Genomic DNA, 23558 nt, shown 5'->3' with positions numbered 1-23558 from the left:
ACTCCGTTCGTCCCGGGCCTGCCGAAGGGCATCGGCCGGCCCGGCCACGCGCCCCGTCAGGCGCTATTCAGCCCAGTGGATGTCCACCGGCAGTTCGGCATCGGCCAGAACGCGCCCGATCGGATACGGTGATCCGGCGCCCTGCGCGATCGCATCCTCCAGCACCTTGCGCTTGGCCGTGCCGGTCACCGCGATCATCAGCGCCTTCGCCGAGATGATCCCGGCGCGCGACAGCGTGACGCGCGCGACCGGCGCCTCGGGCGGCAGCGGATCGGGCATGACGCCCAGCGCGCGGCGTTCGCGCGGGCCGTTCAGCGCCTCGTCGTAATCTGCACCGGGGAAGATCGACGCAGTGTGACCATCGCCGCCCACGCCCAACAGGCACAGGTCGAGCGGCCAGTGGAGATCCTGCATCAGCGCGTCAGCCGAGCGGCCCGCCGCCTTATAGTCGTCGGTTGCGGCCGGCACGATCGGGATTACCCGCGCGCCCCTTGGAATGAAGGTCTTGCCGATCATGGTCACGTTGCTGAGCGGATCGCCCAAGGGCACGATGCGCTCATCCGTCGGTACGATCGTCACGCGCTTCCAGTCCAGCTTGGCAGCGGCGAGCTTCTGGTAGATCGGAATAGGCGTCTTTCCGCCTGACAGCGCGACCACTGCAGCACCGCGCGCGTCGATCGCGCTTTCGATGATGAACTGGATGTCGCCGGCTACTGCCTCGGCCATCTCCTGCGCGTCGTCATATTCCCACCACTCGATTTCGTCGCTCATGATGTCACTTCCATTGTCCGGCCAATGCCGGAAATCGTTTCAAGATTGCGTCCCGACCATGCGGGACACGAACGGCTGAGGGACCCCGCAAGGTCCCCGATGGTCAATCGTCCTGCCAGCTGACGCCATCACGCTCGGTCAGCGCGATCGAGGCGGCGGGCCCCCAGGTGCCGGCGGCATAATGCTTCGGCTTCATGTCATTCGCCTTCCAGCCTTCGCGGATGGCATCGATCCAGGTCCATTGTGCCTCCACCTCGTCGCGGCGGACGAACAGCGTCTGGTCACCCTCGATCAGGTCGAGCAGCAGCCGTTCATAGGCGATGCGGCGGCGCTTGCCGGCGAATTCGGCGTCGAGGCTGAGGTTCAGCGGCACTTCGCGCAGGCGAATACCGTCGCGATCCAGCCCTGGCTCCTTCGCCATGACGAGCAGCTGGATATATTCCTCCGGCTGCAAGCGGATGATCAGCATATTGGGCTGAAGCAGGCCGCCGCGGCCCGCGAACATCGAATGCGGCACCGGCTTGAACTGGATAGCGATTTCGCTACGCCGCGTCGGCATCCTCTTGCCGGTGCGCAGGTAGAACGGCACGCCCTGCCAGCGCCAATTGTCGACATGGGCCTTCAGCGCCACGAACGTCTCGGTGTTGGAATCGCGGCCAAGTTCATCGTCATAGCCCTTGACGATTTCGCCATTCACCGCGCCGCCGAGATATTGGCCGATTACGCTGTTGTGCGGAACATCCTCCGGCTTCAGTTGGCGCAGCGAGCGGAATACCTTGGCCTTTTCGTCGCGGATCTCAGTGACGTCGTAGCGCGCCGGCGGCTCCATCGCGATTAGCGCGACAAGCTGCAGGATGTGGTTCGCCACCATGTCGCGCAGCGCGCCGGCGCCGTCATAATAGCTGGCGCGATCCTCCAGCCCGACGGTTTCGCTGACCGTGATCTGGACGTTGTCGATTCCCTGTGCGTTCCACACCGGCTCGAAGAACGAATTGCCGAAGCGGAGCGCCATGATGTTCTGGACGGTTTCCTTGCCGAGATAATGGTCGATGCGGAAAATCCGCTCCTCGGGAAAGGCGGTGGCGACGGTGTCGTTGATCTCGCGGCTGGACGCCAGATCATAGCCGAGCGGCTTTTCCAGCCCGATGCGCACCGTCTCACCGGCGAGCCCCGCGCCCTCGAGGCCGCGGATCACCTGTTCGAACAGCGAGGGTGCCGTTGAGAGGAAAATCGCGAGCCCGCCGGACACGTCGCCAACCTTCTTCGCCAACGCGCCATAATGTTTGGTGTCGGTGGCATCGAGCGGTTGGTATTGCAGCCGGGCGACGAAGGTTTCGATCGTGTCGGCGTCGCAGCGATCCTTCGCCAGGAACTCGTCCAGCGCCTTGCGGGCAAAGTCGCGGAAGCTCTTGTCGTCATGGTCGGAGCGCGCAGTGCCGGTGATCGTCAGCCCGTCCGGCAGCAGCTTGTCGGCGTGCAAGCCGTACAGCGACGGCAGCAGCATGCGCTGGGACAGATCGCCCGTCGCGCCAAACAACAATAGCTTCCCGACCGGGTTGCGCTGCATGCGTGCTTCTCCTGTTGGCTGTCGGCGTTCGCAGTGGAACGCACGACCCCTTATGCCGGTCGCGATTTAATAGACCAGCCCGGTCAGCGGATCGGCGCCGATCATCAGGTTGAGGTTCTGGACCGCGGCACCCGAGGCGCCCTTGCCGAGATTGTCGAGCGTCGCGATCAGCCTGAACTGTCCCGCCGATGGATCGGCGAAAACGTACAGCGTCATCCGATCAGTGCCGGCATCATCCTCGATGCGGATCAGGTTCACGTCCTCAACCGACACCCGCACCAGCGGCGTATCGCGGAACGTGTCGGCCAGCGCGGCGCGGATCGCCTCCGCGGTCGTACCGGGGGCGAGCTGGGCCGCATGAAGCGGCACTTCGATTACCATCCCGCGATGGATGTTCGCGACCGAGGGAAGGAAGATTGGTGCGAGCGACAGCGCCGCGTGCCGCGTCATCTCCGGCACATGCTTGTGCCCAAGGCGTAGCGCATAGGCGCGGTGTGCCGATCCGTTGCCGCCCTCGAACTCGGCGATCATCGACTTGCCGCCGCCCGAATAGCCCGAGGTGCCATGCACCACGAGGCCAGCGTCCGGCCGGATCAGGCCAGCGCGCATCAGCGGCGCGACCAGCGCGAGAAAGCCGGTGGGATAGCAGCCCGGATTGGACACGCGGGTCGCGTCCGCCACGTCGAAGCCCAGTTCGGGGAAGCCATAGGTCCAGCCATCGGCCACGCGGTGGGCGCTCGACGCGTCGATCACGCGAACGTGCGGATTTTCGACCAGCGTGACCGCTTCCTTCGCGGCCTCATCCGGCAGGCACAGGATCACTGCATCAGCATCGTTGATCGCCTCGCGCCGTGCCGCCACGTCCTTTCGCCGATCCTCGCTCAAGGTGACGAGTGCGATGTCGCTCCGGCCTTCGAGACGCTCCCGAATCTCCAGCCCGGTGGTACCGACGGCGCCGTCGATGAAAACGGTTGCAGTCATGGCTGCTCCTCGAGCGTCGATGCCGGGACATATCCGACGAAGCCGGTCGAAGGGGCGATGCCCCACGCGGTCTCACCGGTAACGTCGAGCAATTCGAAGGCATCGCCGGGGGACAAGGTGGCGAGCACCGCCGAATCGGCAGCGCGCGAGGTACGCAGATCGACGGACGTCTTCACGCGGCGCGGCTGCGGCGCTGCGTAATGAGGGGCGAATACCTGATCCGCGAGGCGGACGTCGGCCAAGTCGCTGCGCACCGCAAAGCGGGTCGGATCGAGCGTGCGCGAGCGTCCAACCAGCGCGAACGATTTACGCGCTGGCGCTTGCGCGGTTGGGGACGGGCTGGTCGCCGTCGCCGAGAAACTGGCCGAACTCCTCAAGAAAAACTGCCCCTTCGGATGTGCGTGCGACAAAGATGTTGCGCTTGTCGCTATCGTCGCGTTGGCGGCGCAGATAGCCGAGCGCGCCAAGTCTGTTCAAGGCGCGAGTCACAACGGGCTTCGACACGTTGAGGATCCGGGCCAGGCCGCGCACCGTGTGCGGACCCGGTTTCAGATAAACGACCAGAAGAAGCGCCATTTGGCGGTTCGTCAGGTCAGGCTCCCCCGAGCGGACATAATCCACCAGGGTGTTCATCCAGGAGCTCAATTCGGAATTCGCGAAAACTGCCACCATGCGTCATCCGGATAACAGGCGGCTCATGCGCGCCGTTCGCGAAGATAACGTCTGCCTGCGCGGCTGGTTTCAGTACTGTCACGAAATCGACCAACGGTTGATCGTGCGGCGCGCCGCGCCTATGTGCGCGCATCGGCCAGCCAGCGCCGGCACAACATCGGATTCGACATGTTCACCTTCCTTCTCGTCGTTCAGGCGATCATTGCCGCCGCCCTCGTGACGGTGATTCTGATGCAGCGATCGGAAGGCGGTGGGCTGACCACCGGCGGCAGCCCGTCGGGCCTGATGTCCGCGCGTGGTGCGGCGGACTTCCTGACGCGCGCTACTTCGGTGCTTGCAGCGCTGTTCGTGCTCATGTCGATCACGCTGGCCGTTCTGGCGGCGACCCGCGGTGGCACCAGCGTCGACACCTCGCTTGAGCGTCGCGCGCCGGTCAGCCAGACCGCGCCGCAGCCGCAGGGCGATGCCGGCCTGTCCGCAGCAGAGGCTGCGGCCGCTGCGGCAGCTGCGAACCAGGCGGCTCCGGCCGAAAACGGCGTTCCGCTCGCCCGTTGATCCACCCGGTTCGCCGGAAATTCATCGCGTCCGTGAAAGCGGGCGCTTGTCCACCATGTTTGTTCGAGGCTAAGTCGATATCCCCATGGCGCGGTTTATTTTCATCACCGGCGGCGTGGTTTCCTCGCTCGGCAAAGGTCTCATGGCGGCGAGCCTCGCCGCATTGCTTCAGGCGCGCGGCTATCGCGTTCGGATCAGGAAGTTCGATCCCTATCTGAACGTCGATCCCGGCACGATGAGCCCGTACCAGCACGGTGAGGTGTACGTCACCGACGACGGCGCCGAGACCGATCTCGATCTGGGCCATTATGAACGCTTTACCGGCGTTGCGGCGCGTCAGAGCGACAACGTCACCTCCGGCCGGATCTATCAGCAGATCATCGCGCGCGAGCGTCGCGGCGATTATCTCGGTGCCACGGTCCAGGTCATTCCGCACGTCACCGATGCGATCAAGGCATTCGCCAAGGACCAGACCGACGACCTGGATTTCGTGCTGTGCGAAATCGGCGGGACGGTCGGCGACATCGAGTCGCTGCCGTTCATCGAGGCGATCCGTCAGCTGAAGAACGAAGTCGGCCGTGGAAACGCGATCAGCGTCCACGTGACCCTAGTGCCCTACATCGCCGCTGCGGGCGAACTGAAGACCAAGCCGACGCAGCATTCGGTACGCGAGCTTGCCGCGCTGGGCGTTCAGCCCGACGTGCTGGTCTGCCGCTGCGAACATCCGCTGCCGCCATCGGAACGCGCCAAGATCGCGCTGTTCTGCAACGTGCCGGAAACCGCGGTCATCCCGGCGCTCGATGCCAAGAGCATCTATGCCGTGCCGCTGCAATATCACGGCGAGGGACTGGATACCGAGGTGCTTCGCGCCTTTGGCATCACGCCGTCTTCGGCACCTGACCTGTCACGCTGGACCGAGATCGTCGATCGCCTGACCAACCCTGAGGGCGAAGTCACCGTTGGCGTTGTGGGCAAATATGTCGGCCTGCAGGATGCGTACAAGTCGCTCAACGAAGCGCTGGTGCATGGCGGGATCGCGAACCGGGTGAAGGTCAACATCAACTGGATCGACGCCGAGCTGTTCGAGAATGACGACGCGGAGATCGCGGCGCAGCTCGAGCCATGCGACGCAATCCTGGTGCCTGGTGCGTTTGGTGAGCGCGGTGCGGAGGGCAAGATCGCCAGCGTGCGGTTCGCGCGCGAGCGTGAGATCCCGTACTTCGGCATCTGCTTCGGCATGCAGATGGCGTGCGTCGAGGGCGCGCGCGATCTGGCCGGGATCAAGGAAGCATCCTCGACCGAGTTCGGACCGACGACCGAGCCGGTGGTCGGCCTGATTACCGAGTGGATGGGTCGGGACGGCCTGGAAAAGCGTGAGGCGGAAGGCGATCTGGGCGGCACGATGCGGCTGGGCGCCTATGAGGCGCGGCTCGCCGGCAACAGCGTTGTCGCGTCGATCTATGGCGACACGACCATCTATGAGCGCCACCGCCACCGTTACGAGGTGAACACGGCGTACAAGGAACCGCTGGAAAAGGGCGGTCTCGTTTTTTCCGGCATGTCGCCCGATGGCACCTTGCCCGAGATCGTCGAGCGGCCCGACCATCCCTGGTTCGTGGGCGTGCAGTTCCACCCGGAGCTAAAGTCCAAGCCGTTCGATCCGCACCCGCTGTTCGCCAGCTTCATCGCGGCGGCGGTCAAGCAGAGCCGGCTTGTCTGACACGGGCGACGACGACCTGCCGGCATGGCGGGTCGAGGCATCGCGGCTGGTGGTCGATGACCGCTGGCTGCGAGTGCGCGCCGATGATTGCGTGACGGCGGAGGGGGTGCGGATCGCACCCTTCTTCGTCACCGAATATCCCGACTGGGTGATCGTGGTCGCGCTGGACGACGCCGGCAATCTGTTGCTGGTCGATCAATACCGCCACGGCTGGGGCGTCATCTCACGCGAGTTGCCGACCGGCGCGATCGACCCGACCGATGCGGATCCGGTTGCCGCCGGACGCCGCGAGTTGCTGGAGGAAACCGGCTTTGGCGGCGGCACATGGCGGCTGGTCGCAACGCTCGCGCCCAACCCGGCGACGCAATCGAACCGCTGCCACGCGGTCCTCGCCACCGGCGTCTGCCGCCTTGCCGAACCCATGGATGAGCCGACCGAGCGCTTGCGTCTGTCTGTTATCCCGGTCGCTGACGCGATCACGCAGGCGCGCGTCGGCGGGATCGTTCAGGCGATGCACGTTGCGGCGCTGGCCATGGCGCTGCCGCAGCATTGGGGCGCGCCGCTCGCCTGATCATCGCCGATAACCGAACCGGGCGCTCCCCGGACAAAGCGAAGGCGCCCGAGCCGATTGGCCCGGACGCCCCACGACGCCTTGAAAGGGAGCAAAGAGGCGCCGAACGGTTACGCGGCCTGCGCGGTCTCGCCGGACTTGTCCTCGACGACCGTCGGCTTCTGGCCGGTCTTGATGGCGATGCTCTTGGGCTTCATCGCCTCGGGTACTTCACGGACCAGGTCGATCACCAGCAGGCCGTCGTTCAGCCGAGCGTCCTCGACGAAGACGAAGTCTGCCAGTTCGAACCGGCGTTCGAAGCTGCGCGTTGCAATGCCGACGTGAAGGAAGTTGGGCCCGGTGGCCTTGTCGTCCTTCTTGCCGGACACCAGCAGCAGGTTCTGCTGTGCCGTGATTTCAATCTCGTCGCGGGTGAACCCGGCCACCGCGAGGGTGATCCGATAGCGATCCTCCGCCACGCGCTCGAGGTTGAACGGCGGATAATTGTCGCTCGCATTGCGGGCGTTGGTTTCAATCAAGTCGAACAGCCGATCGAAGCCAATGGTCGAACGGCGATAGGGGGTAAGGTCAAGACGCATCTTCAATTCCTCCAATGAGCGAGTTGAAAGCGGAGGCGCACGACCAGCGTCGCGCCCCCGTCTGTGCGACCCGGTATCGGCGCCGCACGAACGAAATCTGGTAAGGTCAACATATTTTTCAAGGGGCCTGCCAAATCCCCTCTAAGTTGATCGGGTATTGCAATCCCTAGTTTGTTGATGGACCTTCAGCCCACCAATCCAGGGGACGGTTCTGATGTCGATCACGCTTGCCATCTTGTTGAGTGCGCAGCTTGCCGCTCCCACCGTCAACGACGCGCCGCAAGCCCCGGCAGCGCCTGGCTCAGGCCAGGATCAAACCCCCACCGCTGAGGCAAATGGCGAATCGCCGGGGCGGCTGGGGCCGGCGCAGCAGAGCGGCGGCGACATCGTCGTCACCGCGCGGCGACGCGCAGAAACGGTGCAAAGCGTGCCGATTGCGATGTCGGTGATCGGCGGCGAGGCGCTGGCGGAAACCGGCGCCTACAACGTCAATCGCCTGACCCAGCTTCAGCCGACGCTGCAATTCTATTCCACCAACCCGCGTAATTCGGCTGCCAACATCCGCGGCCTGGGCGCGCCCTTCGGCCTGACCAACGACGGAATCGAGCAGGGCGTCGGTATCTATGTCGACCAAGTCTATTACAGCCGTATCGCCTCGGCGACGTTCGACTTCACCGATACCGAGCGGATTGAGATCCTGCGCGGACCGCAAGGCACGTTGTACGGCAAGAACACGACGGCGGGTGCGATCAACATCACCACGCGCCGCCCCAGCTTCGAAACGGAAGCCCGCGTGGAGGTGAGCGGGGGCAATTACGATTTCTTCCAGGGCAAGTTCTCGCTGTCCGGACCGATCGTCGATGACGTGGTCGCCGCGCGCATTTCGGGTTCGATCACCACCCGTCGCGGCACGGTGTACAACACGCTGCAACGCGAATGGCAGAACAGCCAGGACAATGTCGGGCTGCGCGGCCAGATGCTGTTCCGGGCGAGTCCCGACCTCGATATTACGCTGTTCGCCGACTACAATCGGCAGGACCCTAATTGCTGCGTACAATATTATGCGCGGGTCGGTGCCACGCAGCGGCCGGTCAGCCGCCAATATGCAGCGCTCGCCGCCGCCTCCGGCTATGCGCCGCCCTCAACCGACGCGTTCGACCGGCGCACGGACGTCGACACCAATTTGCGCGCCGAGCAGGAGCTGGGCGGGGCGTCGGCACTTACCAATTGGACGCTCGGCTCGGGTACGCTGACGTCGGTCACGGCGTGGCGGTTCTGGCATTGGAACCCGTCCAACGACCGCGACTTCATCGGCCTGCCGATCACCACCGTGTCCGCCAACCCGTCGCAGCAGAGCCAGTTCACACAGGAAATCCGCTACGCGTCGGACAGCAAAGGGCCGGTGGATTACACGGTTGGCGCCTTCTACTTCTACCAGACGATCGATACGCAGGGGCTTCAGGTACAAGGGCCGGCGGCGAGCCGCTTCCTGCTAAACCCGGGCAATCCGCCGTACGGCCCCAATGGCTGCGCGACGCCGACCACCGCCGCTTGCAATCCTGCGGTTTTGAACGGCCTGACATCGCGCAACACAATCGGGTTCAAGAACACCTCGGCCGCCGTCTTCGGCAAGCTGACGTGGCGGCCGACCGATCGGTTGGAAATCGCGCCCGGTCTTCGCGTCAATTACGACAAGAAGGAGGGCGACTATGTCGCCACCGTCATCACGGGGAGTGGCGGTTCAGCGCTGACCAACGACCAGCGCGGCGTCTTGTCACCGCAGAGCTACCAGCCGGAATTCGACAATTGGAACATCTCGGGCGACATCACCGTGTCGTACGACATCACGTCCAATATCCATTATTACGCGACCTACGCGCACACCTACAAATCGGGCGGGATCAACCTGTCCGGGCTGCCGCTTGATGCTGCGAACAACCCGATCCTGGCGGTTCAGACGATCGATCCTGAAACGGTCAATCATTTCGAACTGGGGCTGAAAACCCAGTTCTGGGATCGCCGCGCCACCGTCAACGTTGCCGCCTTCTGGACCGAGATCGATGATTATCAGGCGACGGTGAACAACCAGCAGGTCGGCGTGTTGCGCGGCTATCTCGCTAACGCCGGCAAGGTGCGCACGCGCGGGATTGAGGTCGACAGCGCGTTTCGCCCGCTCGACGGTCTGAACCTGTACGTCAACGGCGCCTATACCGATGCCAAATACGTCCGCTTCGTCGATGCGCCATGCCCGCCTGAGCTGGCGGGCGGGGCGACCGCGACCGGCAGCCAGCGTCCGGGGCCAGCCGGCGTGCCGGGCGCACTAAGCCCACCATCCTGCGACATCTCGGGGCAGGTGTTGCCGGGCGTGTCGAAATGGGCGTTCAGCTATGGCGCGGAATATGGCGTTCCGACCACGATCAGCGGGCGAGAGGGCCAGGTCTATCTCGGCTATGACGGCAGCTACCGTTCGCGCTTCTCGTCCAATCCCTCGCCCTCGGCCTACACCTATGTCGACGGCTATTCGCTGTCGAACTTCCGTCTGGGGTTCAAGACCGATGACGGGCTGAACCTGTTCGCCTGGCTGCGGAACGCCTTTGACCAGGATTATTACGAACTGCTCGCCACCCAGTCCGGATCGACCGGTCTGATCGTCGGCCAGCCGGGCGATCCGCGGACCTATGGCGTTACGCTCTCGGCGCGTTTCTGATCGATCCTAGTCGCGCAGCCGCTCGGCGAGGAAGGTGATCAGCGCCTCGACCCGGGCCGGGCGAAGCGGGCTGGGCGGCGTCAGCAAGTGGAGGCCGATCGGGGCGGGGCGCCACTCCGGCAGGATTTCAACCACTTGGCCGGTGTCGATCGTGTCGCCCAGGATGAAGGCGGGAAGGCGCGCAATGCCGAGCCCGGCAACCAAAGCGGGGATCAGCGCCTCGCCGCTGTTCGCCGCCAGCGGCCCTTGCGCCTTTACCGATACCTCAGCGCCACCCGGCCCGCGAAAGCGCCAGGGCCCGGAGATGTTGGTGTAGCCGAGCAGGTCATGCTCGCCCAATTGCCCGGGATGGGTGGGGGCGCCGCGTCGGTCGAGATAGGCGGGAGCGGCGACCAGATAGGATTGGATGGTGCACAGCCGCCGCGCCCGCAGCGAACTGTCGGGCAGTTCGGCGATACGAAGCGCCACGTCGAACCCCTCCGCAACAATGTCGACCCGCGCGTCGGACAGGTGCAGCTCCAGTTCGACGCCGGGATGCGCCGTCAGGAAATCGGCCAAAAGCGGCGCCACCTTGCTGACCCCGAAGGTCATTGGTGCGGCCAGCCTGATCCGCCCTACCGGGGCGCTGGCGGCATCGCGCGCCGCCTCTTCCGCGGCCTGCGCGGAGGCGAGGATCAACGCGGCACGCTCAGCCAGCGGCCGCCCCGCCTCGGTCAGGGCCAGCCGCCGCGATGTTCGGTGGAAGAGCGACTGCCCCAGGTCGTTTTCCAACCGGGCGATCGCCTTGGACACCGTCGCCTTGCTCAGCCCCAGCGCGTCCGCCGCTCCGGTGAAGGAGCGGTGCTCGGCCACGGTGGCAAAGATCGCCCAGGCTTCCAGGTCGGGTAAGCGCATCGTCATCGCCTTTGCAGTGTTGCGAACTTTGTAGCCCAAAGAGGCGGTGTGAAACAATCCGTTTCGATCGTTTCTGTTTTCGTGATGATCGAGGGTGCCTATCTCTCGGTCAACACTTTGGAGGTTCTCATGACCGACACCCGCTCCCGCATCGAACGCCGCTCCTTCGGCTCGCTCGGCCATGCTGATCACGGCTGGCTCGACGCGCGCCATCACTTCAGCTTCGCCAGCTATCACGATCCCGACCGCATGGCTTGGGGCGCGATCCGGGTGTGGAACGATGACACGATCGCCCCGCAAACCGGCTTCCCGCCGCATCCGCACCGCGACATGGAGATCATCACCTACGTTCGCACCGGCGCGATCACGCACCAGGATTCGATGGGCAATGCCGGCCGCACCGGCGCCGGCGACGTCCAGGTGATGAGTGCAGGTTCGGGTGTCCGTCACGCCGAATACAATCTGGAGAATGAGCCGACGACGCTGTTCCAGATCTGGATCGAGCCGCGTTCGACCGGCGGGAGCCCCAGCTGGGGTGCCAAGCCCTTTCCCAAGGGCGATCGCTCCGGCCGGTTCGTGACACTCGCCAGTGGCTTTGCCGAGGATCCGGATGCGCTTCCGATCCGCGCCGATGCCCGCGTGCTGGGTGCGACGCTGAATGCGGGCGAGCAGGTCAGTTACACGGTGGGCGAGGGGCGGCATGCCTATCTGGTCGCGGCGCGCGGTGCGATCACCATCGATGGGGAACCGTTCGACGCGCGCGACGGCGCGGCACTACGCGGGGGGACGTATGAGATCGTCGCTCGCGAGGACGCTGAACTGGTGCTCGTCGACGCCGACTGAGCCGATTTCCTCCCAAGGAGGGAGGAAAGAGGCCGAAACCTGCCCGTTTCACCTCTGACCGGGGTCTATAAGCGGCCCTTTCACACACAGCCTTTCCGGCCGCGGAAAGGGAGCATGGAGTATCCACGATGACCAAGGTTCTGGTTCTATATTATTCGTCCTACGGCCATCTCGCCAAGATGGCCGACGCGGTTGCCGAGGGCGCGCGCGAGGTCGGCGTCGAGGTCGATGTGCGCCGCGTGCCGGAAACCGCGCCGAAGGAAGTGGCTGAAGCTGCAGGGTTTCACGTCGACAATTCGCATCCCGAAATCGAGGGTGTGAATGCGCTTGCCGATTATGATGCGATCATCATCGGTGCGCCCACCCGCTTCGGCCGGATGCCCAGCCAGATGGCGGCGTTCCTCGACCAGGCCGGCGGCCTGTGGGCCAGGGGCGCGCTGAACGGCAAGGTCGGCGGCGCCTTCACCTCCACGGCGACTCAGCATGGCGGCCAGGAAGTGACGCTGTTCTCGATCATCACCAACATGCTGCACTTCGGCATGACGGTGGTCGGCCTCGACTATGGCTATCAGGCGCAGATGACGATGGATGCGATCCACGGTGGATCACCCTATGGCGCGACCACGCTCGCGGGCGGCGACGGCAGCCGTCAGCCGAGCGACATCGACCTTGGCGGCGCGCGTTATCAGGGGAAGCGCATCGCCGAAGTTGCCGCCAAGCTGAAAGGCTGACCGGCTCTCGCCCCCACTCTTCGTGTGGGGGGCATAGGCGCAATCAGTCGCGGCGTCGCTCCTTGCGGCGCCGCTTCTTTTTGCCTTTGTCGTCAGTCGCCGCCGGTTCGATCGTGCGAACGACGACTGGCGGTACCACGCGCGGCAGGATCGGATCGATTGCTGGGTCGGCCGGGAAGGCCGTACGCGCGCGCGCAAACAGGAAACGCGCCCTCGCCGCGCCGGGCTCGCTGGTTGAGGTGCCGACCCAGCGCCAATGCCATGGTTCCCACTTCACGCCCTGCTTGTTGCCGGGTGGAAACGACAGTTCGAAGCCGAAGCGCGGCGCGTTGGCGGTAAGCCAGCGGAAGGCAGGCTTTGCAGCCATGCACGCCTCCGCATCCGGGCAGCCGTCGGCGGGACGGACGGTGAAATCCACCGCATAGCCGGTGCCATGTTCGCTGTGCCCGGGTGGTGCCGCGGAAATCGCGCGATCCACCCCACTGTCACTTTCCCGCGTGCGGCAGAATGTCGATTGCTGGCGAACGAGTGAGCGGTGGCAGGAGAAAGCGTAGAGCCGGCCCTGTACGGCCGGATCACCGGCTGCTGCTGCGAGCAAGCGCTGTAACGCCGCGGCGGCCTCCGGGCGCAATCGACACGTGCCCGTCGCCAGCGAGGGAGGTACTGCCATCAGCGCATCGGGCGCGGCATCGCCATAAGCGAAATGACCGAGCGCGCGGCCGTCCCGCCCCTTGGCGATGCTGACACCATTACACAATTGCGCTTGTGCCGATCCGCTGGCGACAATGGCCAGGGCGGCCAAGGAGAAGGAAAGGTGAGATCGCATCCGAGTGTCTCTCTGGCCTCCGGTGCTCCGCAATGGCAAGGGCAGTTTCATGTTGAATGAGCGGGTATTGTTCCTCGATGGCGAGGCATTGATCATCGATAAGCCGGCAGGCTTGCCGGTCGACCCCCCCAGGAACGGAGGGATCAGCCTGGAAAACCATCTGGCCAATCTCACCTTCGGGTTCCGGCGGTGGCCGCATGCGGTGCATCGGCTGGATCGCGACACCAGCGGATGCCTGTTGCTGTCGCGCAATCCGAAGGCGCACGCGCGGCTGCAGCAGGCGTTCGAGGCAGGGGTGGTGCGCAAGCGCTACATCGCCGTGCTTGACGGGGTTCCCGAGGGCGAGGAGGGCGAGATCGACCTTCCACTCGTCAAGATTTCTTCGGCCGAACGTGGTTGGCGAATGACAGGCGATCCGGCTGGCAAGGCATCGCGCACGAACTGGCGCCTTCTGCGCGTGGCGGACGGTAAGGCGCTGGTGGAGTTTCACCCAGCAACAGGGCGTACGCATCAGATCCGCGTTCATGCACTCGAGGGGCTGGGGGTGCCGGTGGTGGGTGACCCGGTCTATGGCACGGCACATCCCGCCGGCATGATGCTCCACGCGGCCGAGCTGGTGGTTCCGCGGGCGGGCAAGCCCGATGCGGCGGGGCAGGCCCCGTGGCCAGCGCGCTTCGTCGAGATTGGCTTCGATGGTTGATGTCCCGGAGGAGGCGCTGGAGGAGCGCTTCCTCGCCGCTACCGGACCGGGCGGGCAGAACGTCAACAAGGTAGCGACGGCGTGCCAGCTGCGCGTCGACGTCTTCCGACTGGGACTGCATCCGGAGACGTTCCGTCGGCTGAAGCTGCTGGCGGGATCGCGGCTGACCGCCGCAGGAACATTGGTCCTCACCGCGCGGCGCTATCGCACGCAGGAAGCCAACCGCGCAGACGCACGCGCACGCCTCGCCGAATTGCTGCAGAAGGCGGAGGAGCGGGAGGCGCGGCGCGTAAAGACCAAGCCGTCGCGTGCCGCAAAGGCCCGGCGGGTCGACGCCAAGAAAGGGCGAAGCGAGATCAAGGCCGGGCGCGGCAAGGTTCGCGACTATTGAACAAGACAGCTGGTGTATTATCTTGCCGAAACACCAGCGGACAGGACGGTATGGCGAAAAAGGACAAAAAGGGCTTTCGAATCCCGAAGGAAATTGGCGGGATCAAGGTTCCGAAGGAAGCACGCCGTGCCGGGGAGGCGTTGATCGAAAAGGCGAGCAGCCCCGCCGGGCGACAAGCGATTGCTTCCGGCATCGCAATGGCGGCCACCGCCGCTGCGGCAGTGGCCGCGCGTCAGGCGCGCGCGCAGTGCAGCAAGGAAGACGAGGCCTCCTCTGCCGAAAGTACCGCGGAGGCCGCTGGCCCGAACGGCGGGACCAAGGCCGATGGTGCGACAGTCGATCCCAATCGTGTCGTTGACGCGCTCAGCGACGCCGCTGGCGCCTTCATGTCCAGCCTGTTCGCCAAGCAGCGGTAAGAGCGAGCGCCGGTTGAACCGGCGCTTCCGACCCTACGTGACGCGCGGCGCGTAACTGGGGCTTAAACGATTGCCCCGCGCGGTGCCGTCGCTGCCGCTTCGTCAGCTTCGCCGCGGGCAGACACGTCGCGAATGGGCTGAACATCGGGGAACGGCATGATGAGCCGACCGTCCGGCGCAGCGGTGTAGGTGGTCTGCGTCGGGAAGGGGATGGAGACGCCCTCTTCGTCCAGCCGGCGATAGAGCGCCATGCCCACGTTGTGGCGCGCGTCATAGGCGTGCTGATAATCGGCCGACATGGACTCGAACTCCAGTTCATAGTCGAGCGAGGAGGCGCCGAACGCCACGAAGCCGGCGCGGATGAAGAGCAGATCTTGCGCCTCGACGACCTCCTTGAATATGTCAGGCAGCCGCTGCAGCAGGTCGCGATCGGTTTCATAGCCGACACCGATCGCCAATTTCGTCCGGCGACGTTCGCGCTGCGAATTGTTGATGATCTCCTTGTCCAGCAAGTTACGGTTAGAAATGATCCGCTGCTCGCCGTTGACGCCCCGGATCCGCGTCGATTTGAGGCCGATTTCCTCCACCGTACCGGAGCTGGAATCGTAGGTGATGGCGTCGCCACGACGGAAGGGGCGGTCGAAGATGATTGCCAGCGCCGCGAACAGGTCGGCAAAGATGCCCTGCGCCGCCAGACCGATGGCGATGCCGCCAACGCCGAGACCGGCCACCAAGCCGGTGACGTTCACGCCGAGGTTGTCGAGAACGACTACCAGCGCGATCGCGAATACGACGATCGTCACGAGGAGGCGGATCAGCCCCATCGCGTTCATCAGCGCCTCGCCCGAGTAATTTTCTGCGCGGGTCCGGTGCTCGATAGCCCCCAGGATCAGTTCACGCGCCCAGATTGCCGCCTGGAACACAGCAGCGACGGTGAAGAGGAAGTTGATCGTCCGGGCGACGATCTCCGGCGGATCCGCGTAACCGACGACGAGGCGGGCAGCGACCATGACGATGAAGAACGTGCTCGTGCGGGTAATCACCCGACCGATGATCGCCGACCATCCTGCTCCCGACGTCGAGCGCCGGGCAAGGCGCGGCCCCAACTGGCGCAACCACAAAAGCCCGAGGACGATGCCGGCGCCGATCGCGGCTGCGACAGCAATCTGCAGCCAATGGTCCTGGATCCAGTCGATGCTGGTCAGTGAAAAGGTCGAAATCTGTCGTTCGACCTCGTCACCCGAAATCTTCGGCAACGGCGCCGCACTTTTCTTTGCTGTCATTATGGCCTTCTGGATCAATCAGGCGGCTTGCCGCGCGGTGCCGTTTTCGCCCGTTTCGAGGAAGGCAATCAAGCCTCGTTCGGCACGGCTAAGCCACCGCGTCGAGCGCGGCAGGTGAAGCGACGATCGAAAGGCTTCCTGCCCATCCTTGATCAAGGCGATCAACGCGGGATGGACGTAGGACTTGCGCGCGATCGCTGGCGTGTTGCCCAGCCGCTCCGTGACCGGTGCGAGAAGGGTCTTGAGGCTGATCGCCTTGTCCGCCTGCGCCAGCGTTTCGAAGGCGATGACGCTCGCGCCCCAGGTGCGGAAATGCTTGGCAGTAAAGTCGCCCTTCATCGCCGCCTTGATATAGGCGTTGACGTCTGAAGAAGTGACGGGGCGGGGCTCGCCGGCCTCATCCACATATTGGAACAGCTTCTGGCCGGGCAGATCCTGGCACTTCTTGACGAATCGGGCGAGGCTGCCGTCGGTTATTGTCAGCATGCGCAGCTTTCCGGACTTGGCCCGGTATTGCAGGCGCAATGTGCTGCCCTTGATCTGTGCGTGGCGGTCACGGAGCGTGGTAACACCGAAGCTCTTGTTGCTCTTGGCGTAGGTTTCGTTGCCAATTCGCAGGTGAGCGGTGTCCAGCAGCTTGACGATCGCAGCGATCGTCTTCTCCTTGCTGTGCCGGCGGCTTTTCAGATCCTGCTCGACGCGTTCGCGCAATTTGGGAAGAGAACGCCCGAACGACGCGCAAAGATTATACTTCTCATCCTCGCGCGCGGCGCGGAACTCGGGGTGATAGCGGTACTGCTTGCGGCCCCTCTCGTCCCAGCCGACTGCCTGGATGTGCCCGAGCGGGTCGGGGCAGAACCATGCGTCGCGATATGCGGGCGGAAGGCCGATACTGTTCAGCCGGTCGATCTCCTCGCGATCGGTGATGCGGTTTCCGGCGGGATCAAAATATCCCCAGCCATGGCGCATCGTGCGCCGGGTGATGCCGGGTTCCTCGTCGTCGTGATAAACGATCCTGGTTGATGTCACCTGAAAGACCTCCGCGTGGCTCAGGAAATGCGCAGGGTATCGCGCGGTTCCGGAACGGCCCCCGCTGCCGCGGGTTGTGAGGGCAATTCCCCAGACAGGAGCTACCCCCAGATGACCGATCTTTCGCGTGCGCGCGTCCTCATCCTGGCGACCGACGGCTTCGAAGATGCCGAGTTGTTCGAACCGCGCCAGGCGCTGCTGGATGCTGGCGCCCAAGTGACGCTCGCCTCCATCAAGACAGATCCAATCCAGGGCGTGAAGGGCGATACTGACCCGACCCGCACCATCACGCCGGACATGACGCTGGACCAGGTCGATACCGAAGAGTTTGACGCACTGTTGCTGCCGGGCGGCGTCGGCAATCCCGACAAGATGCGCATGGAAGACCGTGCCGTGGCGATCGTTGGCGAGTTCATGGACGACAACAAGATCGTGGCGGCGATCTGCCATGCGCCATGGCTGCTGGTGGAGGCCGACGTGGTGGACGGACGGCGTGTCACCAGTTGGCCGTCGGTCCGCACCGACCTGGAAAACGCGGGCGGCGACGTTGTCGATGAGGAAGTAGTCGTCGATGAGAACCTGATCACCAGCCGCAAGCCTGATGACATTCCCGCGTTCAACCGCGCCTTGTTGTCGGCGCTGGAGGGGGAGTTTGCAGGCTGAGCGGCGCGCCTTGCATCGCGCAGGCGCTGCGCGCACGGTGAACCGATGACGGATCACGTCGATCAATGCACGGCCGCATCGCGGCACTTCCTTCGCGTGGGCGCCGACGGCGAGCAATCGTCTGTCGTGCGCCCGGCGCCGGAAGAATTGCCAATCGCGATTGAATGTAACGGCATCGGCTATGCCGTGCTGATGGCGACTCCTGACGCGCTGGAGGATCTAGCGCTAGGGTTCGCCTTGACCGAGCGGTTGATCGACGAGGCGGCGGACGTGCGCGCGATCGATGTGCATGATGCGGGCGCTGGCATGGTCGTGCGGCTGTCGCTCGCGCGCCGCGTTGCGCCGCGGATCAACGACCGGGTTCGCCATCGGACCTCTGACGCGTCCTGTGGCCTGTGCGGCGTTGCCACGATGGAACAGGCGCTGCGGCCGCTGCCGCCAGCGGCGCGCTGGGACGGGGAGGATGCCGCGATCTTCCGCGCCTATCAGGCGATCGGTGCCCAGCAGCCATTGAACGTCGCGACCGGCGGTGTTCATGCGGCCGCATGGTGCCGCCGTGACGGTACGATCCTCATGGTTCGCGAAGATGTCGGCCGACACAATGCGTTCGACAAACTGATCGGAGCAGGGATGCGCGCGGGCCTGGCCTGGGACGGCGGCTTTGCCTTGCTGACATCGCGTTGTTCCTATGAGCTGGTGGAAAAGGCTGTCCTGGCACAATGCCCGCTGCTGGCCACCATTTCCGCGCCGACGCGGCTGGCGCTCGACCGGGCGGCGCAGGCCGGATTGGCGTTGCGCGTACTGGTCAGAGGCGATTCGTTGCTCGCTGCATGATATCAACGTGTCATCGCGCGCGGCGCGTCGGCGCATGGAAATCCGCCGGCTTGTGAGCGATCCAGTTGAGAAATCGCGTGATAGCCGGAAGCGCGCGGACCGTGGATAGATCACCCATCCGCGCCAGCCTGACGTTATCGGCCGCGGCGTGAATGGCCCGATGGCAGATCGGGTGAAGTGGCTGTGTCTCGGTGCCACCTTCGCTCTTCGGGATAACGTGATGCCATTCGGTGCGTTTCCCCAGCGGACGATCGCATAAGGCGCATCGATCGGGCGCGGCGCGTTGCACCCGCGCTTCCGCCTCCCGCAGCCCAATCTTCCGCTTCACCCGTCCCATGTTCGTAGAGATAGGCAACGACCGCGTCACTTGCAGCAGTCCGCGCAATCGGCTTAACACGCCTAAGTCAGCCGGCTTACGATCGGCGACGCTTAGGAGACGAGGATGGCCGTACCACATCCGTTGTTCGATCTGTCGGGCAAGGTTGCGTTGATTACCGGCGGTTCGCGTGGGCTTGGGCGCCAAATGGCGCTCGCCTTTGCGGATGCCGGCGCAGACATCATTGTGTCTAGCCGCAAGGCGGAGGCCTGCGAGGCGGTCGTCGCTGAGGTGGAGGCGAAGGGCCGCCGCGCAGCCGCCATCCCCGCCCATGCGGGCAAATGGGACGAGATGGACCGGCTGGCCGAGGAGGCTTGGGCGGCATTCGGCGGGCTGGACATCCTGGTCGCCAACGCTGGTATGGGACCGCTGGTCCCCAGCCACGAAGTGTCGGAAGCACTGTTCGACAGCGTCGTGGGGCTGAACTTCAAGGGCCCGTTCCGGTTGATGGCGAACATCGCCCACCGAATGGCGGAGGGGAAGGGCGGTGCGATCCTGGCCACATCCTCGATTGCCTCGCTCCGCCCGACGCCGCGGGTGGTGCCCTATGCCGGAGCCAAGGCGGCGCTGAACGCGATGGTCGTAAGCATGGCGCATGAATATGGGCCGAAGGTGCGGATCAACGGCATAGCCGCCGGCCCCTTTCTGACCGACATCTCCAAGGCATGGACCGAAGAGGCGCGCGAGACGGCGGCCAGCGCGATCGGACGCCCAGGGCGTCCAGAGGAGATCGTGACAAGCGCGCTGTATCTCGCCAGTCCCGCCTCGAGCTTCGTGACGGGAAGCGTGATCCGTTGCGATGGTGGCTGCTGATGAGCGCTGAACTTGAGGCAGCAGCGGTCGACGCGGCGTGGCTGACGCAGCGGCTGCGAGCGGGGGGCGTGCTACAGCAGGCCAACGTCGTAGATGTCACGGCAACTCCGGTCGGCGTCGGCATGTTGGGCGATTCGATCCGCTTCGAAGTGCTTTACGATCGCGACGAGGGAGCTCCCGCGTCATTTGTGGGGAAGTTCGCCAGCACTGATCCCACGAGCAGGCAAACGGGCGCTGGATTTGGCCTCTATGAGCGCGAAGTCGGATTTTATCGGCACATCGCGGACACGGTGGCAATCCGTTCACCCGGCTGCATCACCGCGGAACATGATCCCGCAGATGGCACTTTCGCGTTGTTGCTGGAAGACCTGACCCCGGCGCGGTCCGGTAACCAGCTCACCGGATGCAACATCGCGGATGCCGAACGGGCGATGGAGCAAGCGGCGGCGCTGCACGGGCCACGATGGAACGACGAGAGCTTGCGCGATCACCCCTTCCTCAACGTAAGCGGCGCGCGTGACTTCGTGATCAGCGTGTTCCCGGACTGTCTTGCCGAATTTCACCGGCGCTATGACGGCATCCTTGAGCCCGAATATATGGCGGTATGCGACCGCTATGGCTCGCTGATGGCGAGCGCCAAGACGCCGGAGCCGACGAACTTCACGCTGACCCATGGTGATTTTCGCCTCGATAACATGCTGTTTGATGCGAGCGGCGGGACGGTGCCGCTCGCGGTGCTCGACTGGCAATCGCCCGCGATTGGATTGGGTGCAGTGGACGTCGCCTATTTCATGGGACTGGCGATTTCCATCGACGATCGGCGTCGCCACGAACGGCATCTGCTAGAATGCTACCTTGAGCATCTCCGCAGCTACGGCGTGCAAGGGTATGACTATGATGACCTTTATCGTGATTACCGGCTGACATTGCTGTCTGGGGTGTCGACGGCGGTGTTTGCCTCCGCGTCGACCAAGCGGACCGAGCGGGGAGACGCGATGTTCCTTGCCATGGCGCGGGGCGGCTGTGCGCAGGCGATCGATTGCGATGCCTTGGCGCTGATGGCGTGAGCGAAACTGTGGGAGGGCGCGGCGGACCATGGCGGGGCTGATCGAGGCGACTGCGCTGCGCCCGGACGGCGGAGGCTTTGTTGCGACGCTTGATCCAGATTGGGAGATCTGGGGGCCGGCTGGGGGCTACATGGCCGCTATCGCGCTTCGTGCCGTGCGCGCGTGCGCGGGTGAAGGGCACCGCCCGGTGACGCTCACCGGGCAATTCGTGCGCGTCGCGAAGCCGGGCGATATTCAGGTGATGGTAGAACCCGTGAAAGAGGGTGGGTCGGCGCTGTACGCCGTGACCCTGGCGCACGAAGGGCGGCCGGTCTTTCTTTCGCAGATCTGGACCACCAAACGCACCGAACCATCCGCGATCATCCAGCCGGTGATGCCCGATGTGCCCAGGCCGGCGGCGCTACGCAGCCATGAAGAAATAAGCGCCGAACGCGGGATCGCTCATGGCAAGTTCTGGAGAAACCTGGACGGGCGCCCGTTCGAGTTCCGCCTGCACGATGATCCGCCGGCCCAGCACCCCAATCAGCGACGTTGGATGCGCTTCAGGACGTGGGATGCCGGGGACGACCTGTTCTTCGATGCGATGCGAACGGCGTTGCTGATCGACCTGGGCATCTGGCCCGGCCACTGGCATCGGCTTGAAGAAGCCGGCACCTATCTCGCGCCGTCACTTGACCTGACCGTCTATTTCCACGGCAGCGAGCCCGCGGGCGAGTGGCTGTTGAGTGACGCGGACAGCGACATGGCCGGAAACGGGCTGATCAGCGGCCGAGTTCGCATCTGGAACGAAGCCGGGCGGGCGCTGGCGACGGGCAGTGGCCACTGCCTCGTCACCACGCCTCGGAGCCGCTGACGACGACGGCGCGGGGATTCGTCAGGCGTCCGCGCGTGGCAGCCACTCGGTCAGGATAGCGTTGACCTTCTCCGGCGCTTCCTGCTGTACCCAGTGCGATACGCCGGGCAGGCGGCGGATGGTAAGATCGCGGACGTAGCGGTCGGTGCCGTCGAGCGTTTCCAAACCAAGTGCCTTGTCCTGCTCTCCCCACACGATCAGCGTTGGTACGTCGACCTTTCCGTCGCCGATCCGCATTTCAGAACGGTGGCGCGCCGCCGCGCGATACCAGTTGATCATCCCGGTCAGCGCGCCCGGCCGCTTCGCTGCTTTGGCATACACGTCGAGCACGTCATCCGGGAACCGGCTCTTGTCGATCGCCATGCCGCGGAATGATTCGCGCACCCCCCGGGCGTTGCGCGCACCCATCATCCTTTCAGGGAGGAACGGCAGCTGGAAGAACGCCATGTACCAGCTGCGGCGGCGCTGCGGCCCATGTTTCAGCGCTTCGGCGAAACAGGCGGGATGCGGCAGGTTCATGACGACCAGACGCTCCAGCGGACGCTTCTTCCAGATCGCAAATAGCCAGGCGATCGCGCCGCCCCAGTCATGGGCCACCAGCGTCAGCTTCTTCGCGCCGCTGGCGTCAAAGAGCGCAGCGGCATCCTCGACGATCTTGTCGGCGGTGTAGGAGGCAACGCCCTTAGGCCGCGTGGAGGCGCCGTAGCCACGTTGATTGTGGGCCCAAACGCGATAGCCCATCGCGGCCAGTAGCGGCATCTGGAAGCGCCACGAGAAATTGAGTTCCGGAAACCCATGCAGACACAAGATCAGGTGATCGCCGCTGCCGGCCTCGGCCACTTCGAAAGTTTGGCCGTTGGCAGCGATCTCGCGAATGGTGATGCCGCTGTCGGCAGGGGGTGACCAACTTGGCGTCATGCAGAAGCTCCTGCTGCTGGAGAAAAGCGGAAAAGGTTCGGCTGGCCGGTCCAGGCGGTCTGGCCGCCATCGGCAACAAAGGCCGCGCCGGTGACATAAGAAGCGGCGTCCGAGGCAAGAAAGGCGATTACCTCCGCCATCTCTGCCGGCGTTCCCGCCCGGCCCATCGGAATTCCATCGAGCCACGCCGCCTCCAGACCCGGCAGCGCCTTGGCGCCCGCAGTGAGCGGCGTCGCGATGAAGCCGGGACACAGCGCGTTCACCCGAATGCCGTCACGGGCATGATCCACGGCCAAGCTGCGGGTGTAGTTGATGACCCCCGCCTTGGCGGCATTATAGGCCGTGAAGCCATAGTCCCCTGCCAACCCCGAGATGGAGGCGGTGTTGACGATCGCCGCCTTTCCGCCGGTCATATGCGGAATGGCGGCCCGGCAGGCGTAGAAGACAGCGTTCAGATCGATGGCAATGACCCGTTCCCAGGTGGCGGGTTCAAGCTCCGGGGTTCGTCCAAAGCAGCCGATGCCGGCATTGTTGACGAGGACGTCGATCCGCCCGTGGTGGTTGACGGCCAAGGCGACGAACGCCTCGACCGCGGCGCGATCCGCCACATCGGCTGCAATCGCGGTGCCGCCGATTTCGCCCGCCACGCCGCGCGCCAGATCCTCGTCAACATCAACGACAATGACCCGGGCGCCCTCCCGCGCCATGAGCCGGGCGGTGGCGGCGCCAATCCCGGAGCCGGCGCCCGTGATCACGGCGACCCTGTCCTGAAAGCGCATCATCCTCTCCTCTACGGCCC

The 23558-nt window shown here is 64.8% G+C and carries 27 protein-coding genes; 14 read left to right on the top strand and 13 right to left on the bottom strand.

Annotation, left to right across the window (positions count from 1 at the left end):
* Positions 1 to 63: 63 nt before the first annotated feature.
* The 5 genes from pgl to K0S66_RS13760 all read right to left on the bottom strand — a co-directional run bounded on the left by pgl (position 64) and on the right by K0S66_RS13760 (position 3952).
* On the bottom strand, positions 64 to 771 hold the full coding sequence (pgl, locus tag K0S66_RS13780) for a 6-phosphogluconolactonase (protein WP_301076042.1): 708 nt from the start codon (positions 769 to 771) through the stop codon (positions 64 to 66).
* A 103-nt stretch (positions 772 to 874) separates the two neighbouring features.
* A complete protein-coding gene (zwf, locus tag K0S66_RS13775) occupies positions 875 to 2338 on the bottom strand; it encodes a glucose-6-phosphate dehydrogenase (protein WP_301076041.1) in 1464 nt (487 codons plus the stop codon).
* A 66-nt stretch (positions 2339 to 2404) separates the two neighbouring features.
* Positions 2405 to 3319, bottom strand: coding sequence for an N-acetyl-gamma-glutamyl-phosphate reductase (gene argC, locus K0S66_RS13770; protein ID WP_301076040.1), 915 nt, complete (start codon positions 3317 to 3319; stop codon positions 2405 to 2407).
* Positions 3316 to 3573: an SH3 domain-containing protein gene (locus tag K0S66_RS13765; RefSeq protein ID WP_301076039.1), complete on the bottom strand. Its 258-nt coding sequence runs from the start codon at positions 3571 to 3573 to the stop codon at positions 3316 to 3318. The genes argC and K0S66_RS13765 overlap by 4 nt, the downstream gene beginning before the upstream one ends.
* 52 nt (positions 3574 to 3625) lie before the next feature.
* Complete coding sequence (locus tag K0S66_RS13760) at positions 3626 to 3952, bottom strand: MarR family transcriptional regulator (protein WP_301076038.1); 327 nt, start codon at positions 3950 to 3952, stop codon at positions 3626 to 3628.
* 207 nt (positions 3953 to 4159) lie between these two features.
* On the opposite strand from K0S66_RS13760, the gene secG reads away from it, so the two are divergent.
* From secG to K0S66_RS13745, 3 genes are all read left to right on the top strand, one after another.
* On the top strand, positions 4160 to 4546 hold the full coding sequence (secG, locus tag K0S66_RS13755; protein WP_301076037.1) for a preprotein translocase subunit SecG: 387 nt from the start codon (positions 4160 to 4162) through the stop codon (positions 4544 to 4546).
* Between the two features lie 85 nt (positions 4547 to 4631).
* Complete coding sequence (locus K0S66_RS13750; RefSeq protein WP_301076036.1) at positions 4632 to 6266, top strand: CTP synthase; 1635 nt, start codon at positions 4632 to 4634, stop codon at positions 6264 to 6266.
* Entirely contained in the window at positions 6259 to 6837 is a 579-nt protein-coding gene (locus K0S66_RS13745; RefSeq protein ID WP_301076035.1) for an NUDIX hydrolase, read from the top strand. Before K0S66_RS13750 ends, K0S66_RS13745 begins: the two co-directional genes overlap by 8 nt.
* Positions 6838 to 6947: 110 nt before the next feature.
* Here K0S66_RS13745 and K0S66_RS13740 read toward each other — a convergent pair whose 3' ends face one another.
* Entirely contained in the window at positions 6948 to 7415 is a 468-nt protein-coding gene (locus K0S66_RS13740) for an Hsp20 family protein (protein ID WP_301076034.1), read from the bottom strand.
* A 214-nt stretch (positions 7416 to 7629) separates the two neighbouring features.
* Here K0S66_RS13740 and K0S66_RS13735 point away from each other — a divergent pair, with 214 nt between their 5' ends.
* Positions 7630 to 10122, top strand: coding sequence for a TonB-dependent receptor (locus tag K0S66_RS13735; RefSeq protein WP_301076033.1), 2493 nt, complete (start codon positions 7630 to 7632; stop codon positions 10120 to 10122).
* Between the two features lie 6 nt (positions 10123 to 10128).
* Here K0S66_RS13735 and K0S66_RS13730 read toward each other — a convergent pair whose 3' ends face one another.
* Positions 10129 to 11016 (bottom strand): LysR family transcriptional regulator, encoded by an 888-nt coding sequence (locus tag K0S66_RS13730; protein WP_301076032.1) that lies wholly within the window; start codon positions 11014 to 11016, stop codon positions 10129 to 10131.
* Between the two features lie 129 nt (positions 11017 to 11145).
* Between K0S66_RS13730 and K0S66_RS13725 the strand changes: the two genes are divergently transcribed.
* Both K0S66_RS13725 and wrbA read left to right on the top strand, forming a co-directional pair.
* A complete protein-coding gene (locus K0S66_RS13725) occupies positions 11146 to 11859 on the top strand; it encodes a pirin family protein (protein ID WP_301076063.1) in 714 nt (237 codons plus the stop codon).
* A 128-nt stretch (positions 11860 to 11987) separates the two neighbouring features.
* Positions 11988 to 12590, top strand: a complete 603-nt coding sequence (gene wrbA / locus K0S66_RS13720) for an NAD(P)H:quinone oxidoreductase (RefSeq protein WP_301076031.1) — start codon at positions 11988 to 11990, stop codon at positions 12588 to 12590.
* A gap of 43 nt (positions 12591 to 12633) precedes the next feature.
* Here the strand turns inward: wrbA and K0S66_RS13715 are convergent, their stop codons facing one another.
* Entirely contained in the window at positions 12634 to 13416 is a 783-nt protein-coding gene (locus tag K0S66_RS13715; protein WP_301076030.1) for a M15 family metallopeptidase, read from the bottom strand.
* Between the two features lie 49 nt (positions 13417 to 13465).
* Here K0S66_RS13715 and K0S66_RS13710 point away from each other — a divergent pair, with 49 nt between their 5' ends.
* From K0S66_RS13710 to K0S66_RS13700, 3 genes are read left to right on the top strand one after another with little or no spacing between them, the layout of a single operon-like run.
* Positions 13466 to 14116, top strand: coding sequence for an RluA family pseudouridine synthase (locus K0S66_RS13710; RefSeq protein ID WP_301076062.1), 651 nt, complete (start codon positions 13466 to 13468; stop codon positions 14114 to 14116).
* Complete coding sequence (gene arfB / locus K0S66_RS13705; protein ID WP_301076029.1) at positions 14109 to 14507, top strand: alternative ribosome rescue aminoacyl-tRNA hydrolase ArfB; 399 nt, start codon at positions 14109 to 14111, stop codon at positions 14505 to 14507. The genes K0S66_RS13710 and arfB overlap by 8 nt, the downstream gene beginning before the upstream one ends.
* A gap of 50 nt (positions 14508 to 14557) precedes the next feature.
* Positions 14558 to 14923: a hypothetical protein gene (locus K0S66_RS13700; protein WP_301076028.1), complete on the top strand. Its 366-nt coding sequence runs from the start codon at positions 14558 to 14560 to the stop codon at positions 14921 to 14923.
* A gap of 62 nt (positions 14924 to 14985) precedes the next feature.
* Here K0S66_RS13700 and K0S66_RS13695 read toward each other — a convergent pair whose 3' ends face one another.
* Complete coding sequence (locus K0S66_RS13695; RefSeq protein WP_301076027.1) at positions 14986 to 16206, bottom strand: mechanosensitive ion channel family protein; 1221 nt, start codon at positions 16204 to 16206, stop codon at positions 14986 to 14988.
* An 18-nt stretch (positions 16207 to 16224) separates the two neighbouring features.
* On the bottom strand, positions 16225 to 17175 hold the full coding sequence (locus K0S66_RS13690) for a DNA topoisomerase IB (RefSeq protein ID WP_301076061.1): 951 nt from the start codon (positions 17173 to 17175) through the stop codon (positions 16225 to 16227).
* Between the two features lie 171 nt (positions 17176 to 17346).
* Here K0S66_RS13690 and K0S66_RS13685 point away from each other — a divergent pair, with 171 nt between their 5' ends.
* Together K0S66_RS13685 and fdhD are read left to right on the top strand one after the other, a co-directional pair.
* Positions 17347 to 17898 carry a type 1 glutamine amidotransferase domain-containing protein gene (locus tag K0S66_RS13685; RefSeq protein ID WP_301076026.1) on the top strand — a complete coding sequence of 184 codons (552 nt, stop codon included), beginning with the start codon at positions 17347 to 17349 and terminating at the stop codon, positions 17896 to 17898.
* A gap of 45 nt (positions 17899 to 17943) precedes the next feature.
* Entirely contained in the window at positions 17944 to 18732 is a 789-nt protein-coding gene (gene fdhD, locus K0S66_RS13680; RefSeq protein WP_301076025.1) for a formate dehydrogenase accessory sulfurtransferase FdhD, read from the top strand.
* A gap of 10 nt (positions 18733 to 18742) precedes the next feature.
* Here fdhD and K0S66_RS13675 read toward each other — a convergent pair whose 3' ends face one another.
* The gene (locus tag K0S66_RS13675) at positions 18743 to 19069 is read right to left on the bottom strand and encodes an HNH endonuclease signature motif containing protein (RefSeq protein ID WP_301076024.1); all 327 of its coding nucleotides are present in this window, start codon (positions 19067 to 19069) and stop codon (positions 18743 to 18745) included.
* Positions 19070 to 19174: 105 nt separating this feature from the next.
* Between K0S66_RS13675 and K0S66_RS13670 the strand changes: the two genes are divergently transcribed.
* From K0S66_RS13670 to K0S66_RS13660, 3 genes are read left to right on the top strand one after another with little or no spacing between them, the layout of a single operon-like run.
* A complete protein-coding gene (locus K0S66_RS13670; RefSeq protein WP_301076023.1) occupies positions 19175 to 19921 on the top strand; it encodes an SDR family NAD(P)-dependent oxidoreductase in 747 nt (248 codons plus the stop codon).
* Positions 19921 to 20988 carry an oxidoreductase family protein gene (locus K0S66_RS13665; RefSeq protein WP_301076022.1) on the top strand — a complete coding sequence of 356 codons (1068 nt, stop codon included), beginning with the start codon at positions 19921 to 19923 and terminating at the stop codon, positions 20986 to 20988. The genes K0S66_RS13670 and K0S66_RS13665 overlap by 1 nt, the downstream gene beginning before the upstream one ends.
* Positions 20989 to 21016: 28 nt before the next feature.
* On the top strand, positions 21017 to 21841 hold the full coding sequence (locus tag K0S66_RS13660) for a thioesterase family protein (protein ID WP_301076021.1): 825 nt from the start codon (positions 21017 to 21019) through the stop codon (positions 21839 to 21841).
* A 21-nt stretch (positions 21842 to 21862) separates the two neighbouring features.
* Here K0S66_RS13660 and K0S66_RS13655 read toward each other — a convergent pair whose 3' ends face one another.
* A complete protein-coding gene (locus K0S66_RS13655) occupies positions 21863 to 22759 on the bottom strand; it encodes an alpha/beta hydrolase (RefSeq protein ID WP_301076020.1) in 897 nt (298 codons plus the stop codon).
* Positions 22756 to 23538: an SDR family NAD(P)-dependent oxidoreductase gene (locus K0S66_RS13650; RefSeq protein WP_301076019.1), complete on the bottom strand. Its 783-nt coding sequence runs from the start codon at positions 23536 to 23538 to the stop codon at positions 22756 to 22758. Before K0S66_RS13650 ends, K0S66_RS13655 begins: the two co-directional genes overlap by 4 nt.
* Between the last annotated feature and the right edge of the window lie 20 nt (positions 23539 to 23558).

The organism is Sphingomonas sp. (assembly GCF_029239295.1).
Taxonomy (GTDB): domain Bacteria; phylum Pseudomonadota; class Alphaproteobacteria; order Sphingomonadales; family Sphingomonadaceae; genus Sphingomonas.
Note: the sequence above shows the minus strand (reverse complement) of the source record. Positions and strands in the feature narration are given on the sequence as shown.